Here is a 9,005-nt window from a genome sequence, read left to right on the forward strand (position 1 = left end):
GGCGGGTGAGCTACTGCCTCAGCACCCTTCCGAGCACTGCGAGCGCCGACTCCAGCTCCGCCGCCGTGATCGTCAGCGGGGGCGCCAGGCGGATCGTGGAGCCGTGGGTGTCCTTGACCAGGATCCCCTCGTCCATCAGCCGCCGGCTCACCTCCCTGCCCGTGCCGATCGCCGGGTCGACGTCCACGCCCGCCCACAGGCCCCGCGCGCGGAAGCCGACCACGCCGCTGCCCACGAGGTCCGCCAGGCCGTCCCGCAGGACCGCGCCCAGCTCGGCCGCCCGGCGCTGGAACTCGCCCGTCTCCAGGAGTTCGACCACCGCCGTGCCCACCGCCGCCGCCAGCGGGTTGCCGCCGAAGGTCGAGCCGTGTTCGCCCGGCCGCAGCACGCCGAGGACGTCCCGGCGGGCGACCACCGCGGACACCGGCACGATGCCGCCGCCCAGGGCCTTGCCCAGCAGCAGGACGTCCGGGACGGCCGCCTCGTGCTCGACGGCCAGGGTGCGGCCCGTGCGGCCGAGGCCCGACTGGATCTCGTCCGCGACGAACAGGCAGCCCTTGCGGCGGGTGAGCTCGCGGACGCCGGTCAGATAGCCGTCGTCCGGGACGACCACGCCCGCCTCGCCCTGGATGGGCTCCAGGAGCACGGCGGCCGTCGTCTCGTCGACCGCCGCCTCCAGCGCCGCCAGGTCGTTGTACGGCACGATCCGGAAGCCCGGCGTGAAGGGGCCGAAGCCCGCCCTGGCCGTCTCGTCCGTGGAGAACGACACGATCGTCGTCGTCCGGCCGTGGAAGTTGTCCGCCGCCACCACGATGGTCGCCCGGTCGGCCGGGACGCCCTTGACCTCGTAGGCCCACTTGCGGGCCACCTTGATGCCGCTCTCCACCGCCTCCGCGCCGGTGTTCATCGGCAGCACCATGTCCAGGCCGGTCAGGGCGGCCAGGCGCTCGGCGAACTCGGCGAGGCGGTCGTTGTGGAAGGCGCGGGAGGTCAGCGTCAGCCGGTCGAGCTGCCGGTGCGCGGCCTCGATCAGCGCCGGGTGGCGGTGGCCGAAGTTCAGCGCGGAGTAGCCGGCCAGCATGTCGAGGTAGCGGCGGCCCTCGACGTCCTCCACCCAGGTGCCCTCGGCCCGGGCGACGACCACGGGCAGCGGATGGTAGTTGTGCGCGAGGACGGGCTCCTCGGCGCGGATGAGATCGGCGGAGGAACGCGTGCCTGCGGGTGCGGTCATGAGCGGATCTCCTGAGTGCAGCACTTGATGCCGCCGCCGGCCTTGTGGAGCTCGGAGAGGTCGACGGGGACGGGGACATAGCCGTGGTCGTGGAGGCGCAGGGCGAGGGCCTCGGCCTGCGGGGCGATGAAGACGTGCCGGCCGTCGGACACGGAGTTCAGGCCGAACGCCATCGCGTCGTCGCGGGTCGCGAGCACCGCGTCCGGGTACAGCCGTGCGAGTACCTCGCGGCTGCCCGGCGAAAAGGCCTCCGGGAAATAGGCGATGTTGTCGTCGTCCAGGACGAACAGCGCGGTGTCCAGGTGGTAGAAGTGCGGGTCGACCAGCGTCAGGCTGATCACCGGGTGGCCGAAGAACTCCTGCACCTCGCGGTGCGCCTCCCGGGTCGTGCGGAACCCGGTGCCGGCCAGCACGTAGCGGCCCGTCCAGACGAGGTCGCCCTCGCCCTCGCAGACCGCCTGGGGGCGCCGGACGTCGTAGCCCGCCTTCTTGAACCACAGGTCGTAGTGCGTGGACTCGGGGCGCCGCTCGGGCGCGTGGAAGAGGGAGCCGAAGACGCGGCCGCCGACGACGACCGCCGAGTTCGCGGCGAAGACCATGTCCGGGAGACCGGGGACCGGCTCCACGGCGTCGACGCTGTGACCGTGGGCCTCGTAGGCGCGGATCAGGGTCCGCCACTGCTCCTGCGCGAGGTCCACGTCGACATGGGTGTCGGGATGCATCCAGGGATTGATCGCGTACTGCACGGCGAAGTGTCTGGGTTCGCAGACGAGGAAACGCCGTCGCCGCGGCACACGGGAGTCGGGCACAGAGGGGTTCCTCCGCTTCCTGCGGTGTCGACGGGGGGTTGACACCACGGTAGAAAACGGGCGACAGGCCCGACAAGCGACAGGAATTGCGTGTCCGCGCAGGAATGCTGCGAGTTCATCCGGTGAAACGCACGCTTGATGCGTTTATTCGCTACGCCTCGGGTGCCGGCTGGCTCGCCCCCGCCTCGGGACTCTCCGGGATGAGGTGGGACAGCACCATCACGCTGATCGTCTTCCGGATGAACGGCTCCACGCGGATGCGCTCCAGCACCTCCTCGAAGTGCTCCACGTCCCGCGCCCGCACGTGCAGCAGCGCGTCCGCGCCGCCGGTCACCGTCATCGCCGCGGTGATCTCCGGATGGTTGCGGACCACCTCCGCGAGCCGCCGGGGCGGAGCCGCGCCCTCGCAGTACACCTCGACGTACGCCTCCGTGCGCCAGCCCAGCGCCGACGGCTCCACCGTGGCCGTGAACCCGGTGATCACCCCGGTCTCCCGCAGCCGGTCCACCCGCCGCTTCACCGCCGTGGACGACAGCCCGATCGCCGCACCGATCTCCGCGAAGGAGGTCCGCGCGTTCGCCATCAGCGCGGTGATGATCTTCCGGTCCAGCTCGTCGAACGCGACGGTCCTGCTGTTCATGTCGGCACTGTATCCAGCAGGGGCGCCCACACCTCCGCACGTGTCCAGTCGTACGAATTGCTCCTACACTCCGGGTTCATGCTGCGCGCCCTGGCTGTCGACGACGAACGCCCCTCGCTGGAGGAACTCCTCTACCTCCTGAGCACCGACCCCCGGATCGGCAGTGTGGAGGGGGCCGGCGACGCCACCGAGGCGCTGCGCCGCATCAACCGCGCCCTGGAGTCCGGGCCGCACGGGCCCGAGGCGATCGACGTCGTCTTCCTCGACATCAACATGCCGGGCCTCGACGGCCTCGACCTCGCCCGGCTGCTCACCGGCTTCGCCAAACCGCCGCTCGTCGTGTTCGTCACCGCCCACGAGGACTTCGCCGTCCAGGCCTTCGACCTCAAGGCCGTCGACTACGTCCTCAAACCGGTCCGCAAGGAACGCCTCGCGGAGGCCGTGCGCCGCGCCGCCGAGCGCCTCGACGCCGCGCCCCGCATACCCGTGCACGAACCCGACCCCGACCACATACCCGTCGAGCTCGGCGGGGTGACCCGCTTCGTCGCCGTCGACGACATCACCCACGTCGAGGCCCAGGGCGACTACGCCCGCCTCCACACCGACAAGGGCAGCCACCTCGTCCGGATCCCGCTCTCCACGCTGGAGGATCGCTGGCGCTCGCGCGGCTTCGTCCGCATCCACCGCCGCCACCTCGTCGCCCTGCGCCACGTCGGCGAACTCCGCCTGGACGCGGGCACCGTGTCCGTCCTCGTCGGCGGCGAGGAACTCCAGGTCAGCCGCCGCCACACGCGCGAGCTGCGGGACCTGCTGATGAGGAGGCCCTGACCGTGCCGCACCAGGATCCCGCGGAGCGCCGGGTCGTCGTCACCGGCCCGCCCCGCCGCGGCCGCCCCGCCTCCGGCTACTACCGGCCGCGCACCGAGATCGACGAGCAGACCACCCTCGGCCACACCTACGTCCGCTCCCTGATGCGCACCCAACTGCGCCCCGCCCTCGCGGTGTTCGCCTTCCTCGGACTGCTCATCGGCCCGCTCCCGCTGCTCTTCGCGGCCATGCCCGACGCCCACCGCCTCGAATGGGGCGTCCTCGGCTTCGGCCTGTACGTCCCCATGGTCCTGCTGGCCCGCTGGTACGTGCGCCGCGCCGAACGCAACGAACGGGACTTCGTACGGCTGGTCGAGGACCGGTGAACTCCGGCTACTCGGTCCCCGCGGTCGCCCTGGTCGTGGTCGCCACCGTCCTCGTCGGCGCCTTCGGCCTGCGCATCTCCCGCACCACCTCCGACTTCTACGTCGCCTCCCGCACCGTCGGACCCCGCCTCAACGCGGCCGCCATCAGCGGCGAGTACCTGTCCGCCGCCTCCTTCCTCGGCATCGCGGGACTGGTCCTCGTCCAGGGCCCCGACATGCTCTGGTACCCGGTCGGCTACACGGCCGGCTACCTCGTCCTGCTCCTGTTCGTCGCCGCCCCGCTGCGCCGCTCCGGCGCCTACACCCTCCCCGACTTCGCCGAGGCGCGGCTCGCCTCGCAGGCCGTACGGCGGCTCGCGGGCGCCTTCGTGGTCGGCGTGGGCTGGCTCTACCTGCTGCCCCAACTCCAGGGCGCCGGACTGACGTTGACCGTGCTCACCGGGGCGCCCCAGTGGCTCGGCGGAGTCATCGTGGCCGTCGTCGTGGTCGCCACCGTCGCCGCGGGCGGCATGCGCAGCATCACCTTCGTACAGGCCTTCCAGTACTGGCTCAAGCTCACCGCCCTGCTCGTCCCCGCCCTCTTCCTCATCCTCGCCTGGCAGGGCGACGGCGCCCCGAGCCACGCCTTCGAGGAGCCGGCAGCCTTCCGCGAACAGCGGGTGGTCCGCGTCGACTCCACCCTCGACCTCACACTGGAGAGCCCCCTGACCGTCACCGTCACCGGCACGGTCGACGGCCGCCCGCACGACGACCGGAGACTCGAACTGGGCACCGGCACCCACCGCATCGAACGCGGCACCCGCCTCACCTTCGCCGAGGGCAGCACGGTCCCCGCCGCCGACCGCGGCACCAGCGACGGCATGTCGACCTCCCTCGCCGCGGGCCGCGAGGACCGGCCCCTGTACGCCACGTACGGACTGATCCTCGCCACCTTCCTCGGCACCATGGGCCTGCCGCACGTCGTCGTCCGCTTCTACACCAGCCCGCACGGCGTCGCCGCCCGCCGCACCACGGTCGCCGTCCTCGGCCTGATCGGCTGCTTCTACCTCCTGCCCCCGGTCTACGGCGCCCTCGGCCGCCTGTACGCGCCCGAACTCACCCTCACCGGGGACGCCGACGCCGCCGTCCTGCTGCTCCCCGAGCGGATGATCGGCGGCCTCGGCGGCGACCTGCTGGGCGCGCTGGTGGCCGGCGGCGCCTTCGCAGCCTTCCTCTCCACGGCCTCCGGGCTGACCATGGCCGTGGCGGGCGTGCTCACCCAGGACGTCCTGCCCTCGCGCGGCGTACGGCACTTCCGGCTCGGCACGGTCCTCGCGATGTGCGCCCCGCTCGCCGCGAGCGTCCTGGTCGGCGGACTCCCCGTCGCCGACGCGGTGGGGCTCGCCTTCGCCGTCTCCGCCTCCTCGTTCTGCCCGCTGCTCGTGCTCGGCATCTGGTGGCGGCGGCTCACCCCGCCCGGCGCCGCCGCGGGCATGCTGGTCGGCGGCGGCTCCGCCTTCCTCGCCGTGGCCGCGACCATGGCCGGGTTCCCGGCCGACGGCCCCCTGCGCGCCCTGCTCGCCTGGCCCGCGCTCTGGTCGGTGCCGCTCGGCTTCCTCACCATGGTGCTGGTGTCCCTGGCCACCGCGGGCCGGGTACCGGCGGGCACGGCGGCGATCCTGGCCCGCTTCCACCTGCCGGAGGAGCTCAGGGCGGAGGTGAAGGCGTGAGCGGATTCCTGGCAGGGCTGTGCGTGGCGATCCTCCCGCTGCTCGCCGCCGGGTTCTGGCTCGGCCGGCGCACGGCCCGCCCGCAGACCCTGGGCGGCCTCGGCACCCCCGTCGAGCACGCCACCTTCGAGACCCTGCACACCGCCTCCCTGGCCGCGCCCCCGCTGCGGGCCGGGCTCACCGAGGAGACCGCCCGCAAGTCGGCCCGCCGACTGCGCTCGCTGCTCGGCACGGACGCGCTGTGCCTCACCGACCAGAAACAGGTCCTGGCCTGGGACGGCGTCGGCGGTCACCACCGCACCGAGATCATGGAACGCCTCGCCGGCCCGCTGGAGACCGGCCGCGGCGAGGCCTTCCCGCTCACCTGCGCCGCACCCGACTGCCCGGTCCGCTGGGCGGTCGTCGCCCCGCTCACCGTCGACGACCGCGTCCACGGCGCCCTCGTCGCCTGCGCGCCCCGCGAGTCGGCCGTCCTGGTCCGCGCCGCCGGGGAGGTCGCCCGCTGGGTGAGCGTCCAGCTCGAACTGGCCGACCTGGACCAGTCCCGCACCCGGCTCATCGAGGCCGAGATCAAGGCACTCAGGGCCCAGATCTCCCCGCACTTCATCTTCAACTCGCTCGCCGTGATCGCCTCGTTCGTCCGCACCGACCCCGAGCGCGCCCGCGAACTCCTCCTCGAGTTCGCCGACTTCACCCGCTACTCGTTCCGCAGGCACGGTGACTTCACCACCCTGGCCGACGAACTGCACGCCATCGACCACTACTTGGCACTCGTCAGGGCACGCTTCGGCGACCGCCTCTCCGTCACCCTCCAGATCGCCCCGGAGGTACTGCCGGTCGCCCTGCCCTTCCTGTGCCTCCAGCCCCTGGTCGAGAACGCCATCAAGCACGGACTGGAGGGCAAGGCCGAGAAGTGCCACCTCCAGATCACCGCCCAGGACGCCGGCGCCGAGGCCCTCGTCGTCATCGAGGACGACGGCGCCGGAATGGACCCGGTCCTGCTCCGCCGCATCCTCGCCGGCGAGGTCAGCCCCTCCGGCGGCATCGGCCTGTCCAACGTCGACGACCGGCTGCGCCAGGTGTACGGCGACGCCTACGGCCTCGTCATCGAGACGGCCGTCGGCGCCGGCATGAAGATCACCGCCCGGCTGCCCAAGTACCAGCCGGGCGTGCACTCCGCGGGCCGCCTCACCGACGGCTGACGGTCAGGTACTGCGGGTGGCCACCATGCCGAGCGTGATCAGACCCAGCACGACCCAGCCGAACCACAGCCAGCCGTTGCTGCCGAGCGCCACCGTGTAGGCGGTCACCGCGACGAGACCGCCTACGGTGAGCACCCCCATCGTTCGGGTCGAGCCGTCCGTGGAACCGCTACCGGGCATCGCAACACCCTCCTCAGGATTCGTCCCCCTCCATGGTGCCCCCGTTCTGCCTGCGCACGGTGCACACGACGAAATGTGTGCCGTTCTTCCAGGGTCCCTCACTGGTCCAGGAGCCCGCCGTGTACACGGACGGATCGAAGCCGTAGTCGCCCGGCGGCACGTCCCGCGCGCACGCCGTGTCCGACTCGGTCCTCGCCTCGGCCAGCGTGACGTCGGGGTCCAGTCGGGTGAATCCGAGCACCTGCTCGTCGTAGGAGCCGGCGCAGGAGACCAGCCGGGCGTCCCGGTTGGTGCGCACGTCCAGGCAGTCCCGCCGCTGCATGGTCGCCGTGTCCGCGAACGGCGAACCCGGCGCGCGATGCGTCCCGACCGGCCCGTACAGCGGTCCGTTCGCCCCGAGCACCAGACAGGCGGTGCGCCGCCCCGCCGCCTCGAAGCCGCCGTCGGTCGGCACGACGGCCTGGCTGCGGACGTCGGCGAGCCGCTCCCGGATCTCCCGCGTCCGCTCCTCGCACTCCGCCGCCCCCGTCCGCCGCGCCTCGTCCGCGGAGGCGGCCCCGGCGAACGCCGTCACCTGGCCGTCCGGGACGGTGTCGCAGCCGGGGTCCAGCCGCAGCCGGGGCGTCCCCCGGAACCGCTGCGACCCCGGCCAGTCGGCGGTCACGCAGTCGCCGTCCCGCAGCGGTTCGGTGAGGCCGACCGTCCCGCCGTACGGCCGGCGCGCGTCCTGGTGACCGCCCCCGCCGCCGTCCGACGACCGGTCGGCCATGGCGTACCACACCCCGCCCAGGGCCAGCAGCAGCCCGAGACCGCAGGCGAGGACGGCCCGCAGGGCGTGCGAGCGCTCCCGCCGGTGGCGGCGTTGGGGCGAAATCGCCTCGGGGGGCGCCTGGTGCCCGCTCGGGGGCGGCGGCGCCTGCATGGCCGCCCAGGGTGGCTGGGAACCGAGGTCGGTGCGCGTCCGGACGTACGGCTCCGCCTCGGGTGTCACGATCCGCGACAGCGCGGCCTCCGCCTCCGCCGCCGACAGCCGCTGCCCGGGGTCCTTCGCGAGCAGCGCCCGGAGCACGGGACCCAGCGCACCCGCGCGCACGGCCGGCCGGGGCTCCTCCATGACTACAGCGGTCACCTCGGCGAGATGGGACTCCCGCTCGAAGGGACCCACGCCCTCCACCGCGTGGTACAGCGTGCAGCCCAGCGAGAACAGGTCGGCGGCCGGGGTGGGCGTACCGCCCGTGGCCCGCTCCGGCGCCAGGTAGCCCGCCGTGCCCACCAGCACCGATGCCAGCGTGTACCGGGTCTCCCCGGCGTCGGGCTGCACGGAGATGCCGTAGTCGGTGAGCAGGACGCGCCCGTACGGCGACCCGCCGCGGTCCGGCGCCAGCAGGATGTTCGCCGGCTTCACGTCCCGGTGCATCACGCCCCGCCGGTGCCCCGCGGTCAGCGCGTCGAGCACGGCGAGGCCGATGCGGGCGCACTCCGCCGGGGCGAGCGGGCCGCGGGTCCCGACCAGGTCGCGCAGGTCCACGGCGTCCGCGACGTACTCCATGACGATCCACGGCAGCCCCTCGTGCTCCAGCACGTCGTGCACCGTCACCACGTGGGGGTGGCCCCGCAGCCCCGCCGCGTGCCGGGCCTCCGCGCGGGCCCGCGCCACCCGGGCCTCCCGTTCGCGGCCCGCCTCCACCGGGTCGCGGAACACGATCTCCTTGAGCGCGACCTCGCAGGCGAGTCTCTGGTCGTGGGCGAGCCACACATGGCCCATGCCGCCGCTGCCGAGCGGGTTCAGCAGCAGATACCGGCCGGCGATGATCCGGCCCACTCCCGACGTCGGTGATCCTGAAGGCATCCGGTGACTCCCCGGTTCTGCGGGACGCTAAGTGGCGGCGACGGTGGTGCTCGGCCCGCCGGTGAGGGGCGCACCGCTCGCGGGCGCGCTGGTGGCGGGCGCGCTGGTGGCGGGCGCGGTCGTGGCAGGGGCGCTGGAGACGGGCGCGCTGGTCGTCGACGGAGGCGGTGACGGCGGCGGCGGGGGAGGCGG

The 9,005-nt window shown here is 73.4% G+C and carries 9 protein-coding genes; 4 read left to right on the plus strand and 5 right to left on the minus strand.

The window, feature by feature from the left end:
* Window positions 1-10 precede the first annotated feature (10 nt).
* The 3 genes from rocD to AOJ26_RS09015 form a co-directional block, all read right to left on the minus strand.
* On the minus strand, window positions 11-1,231 hold the full coding sequence (rocD, locus tag AOJ26_RS09005) for an ornithine--oxo-acid transaminase (RefSeq protein ID WP_053847680.1): 1,221 nt from the start codon (window positions 1,229-1,231) through the stop codon (window positions 11-13).
* Window positions 1,228-2,040 carry a dimethylargininase gene (gene ddaH, locus AOJ26_RS09010; protein WP_053847681.1) on the minus strand — a complete coding sequence of 271 codons (813 nt, stop codon included), beginning with the start codon at window positions 2,038-2,040 and terminating at the stop codon, window positions 1,228-1,230. The genes rocD and ddaH overlap by 4 nt, the downstream gene beginning before the upstream one ends.
* A gap of 151 nt (window positions 2,041-2,191) precedes the next feature.
* Complete coding sequence (locus tag AOJ26_RS09015; RefSeq protein ID WP_053847682.1) at window positions 2,192-2,680, minus strand: Lrp/AsnC family transcriptional regulator; 489 nt, start codon at window positions 2,678-2,680, stop codon at window positions 2,192-2,194.
* A gap of 78 nt (window positions 2,681-2,758) precedes the next feature.
* Between AOJ26_RS09015 and AOJ26_RS09020 the strand changes: the two genes are divergently transcribed.
* Genes AOJ26_RS09020 through AOJ26_RS09035 form a run of 4 tightly spaced genes read left to right on the plus strand, consistent with a single transcriptional unit; the run spans window position 2,759 to window position 6,784 of the window.
* Window positions 2,759-3,508: a LytR/AlgR family response regulator transcription factor gene (locus AOJ26_RS09020; protein WP_053847683.1), complete on the plus strand. Its 750-nt coding sequence runs from the start codon at window positions 2,759-2,761 to the stop codon at window positions 3,506-3,508.
* 2 nt (window positions 3,509-3,510) lie between these two features.
* The gene (locus AOJ26_RS09025; protein ID WP_053847684.1) at window positions 3,511-3,873 is read left to right on the plus strand and encodes a hypothetical protein; all 363 of its coding nucleotides are present in this window, start codon (window positions 3,511-3,513) and stop codon (window positions 3,871-3,873) included.
* Complete coding sequence (locus tag AOJ26_RS09030; RefSeq protein WP_053847685.1) at window positions 3,870-5,582, plus strand: cation acetate symporter; 1,713 nt, start codon at window positions 3,870-3,872, stop codon at window positions 5,580-5,582. The genes AOJ26_RS09025 and AOJ26_RS09030 overlap by 4 nt, the downstream gene beginning before the upstream one ends.
* Complete coding sequence (locus tag AOJ26_RS09035) at window positions 5,579-6,784, plus strand: sensor histidine kinase (protein WP_053847686.1); 1,206 nt, start codon at window positions 5,579-5,581, stop codon at window positions 6,782-6,784. The genes AOJ26_RS09030 and AOJ26_RS09035 overlap by 4 nt, the downstream gene beginning before the upstream one ends.
* A 3-nt stretch (window positions 6,785-6,787) precedes the next feature.
* Here the strand turns inward: AOJ26_RS09035 and AOJ26_RS42750 are convergent, their stop codons facing one another.
* Together AOJ26_RS42750 and AOJ26_RS09040 are read right to left on the minus strand one after the other, a co-directional pair.
* The gene (locus tag AOJ26_RS42750; RefSeq protein WP_007380401.1) at window positions 6,788-6,964 is read right to left on the minus strand and encodes a membrane protein; all 177 of its coding nucleotides are present in this window, start codon (window positions 6,962-6,964) and stop codon (window positions 6,788-6,790) included.
* A 13-nt stretch (window positions 6,965-6,977) separates the two neighbouring features.
* Window positions 6,978-8,813, minus strand: a complete 1,836-nt coding sequence (locus AOJ26_RS09040) for a serine/threonine-protein kinase (RefSeq protein ID WP_053847687.1) — start codon at window positions 8,811-8,813, stop codon at window positions 6,978-6,980.
* Window positions 8,814-9,005: the final 192 nt, after the last annotated feature.

This window comes from Streptomyces sp. NRRL B-24085 (genome assembly GCF_001282115.1).
GTDB lineage: Bacteria > Actinomycetota > Actinomycetes > Streptomycetales > Streptomycetaceae > Streptomyces.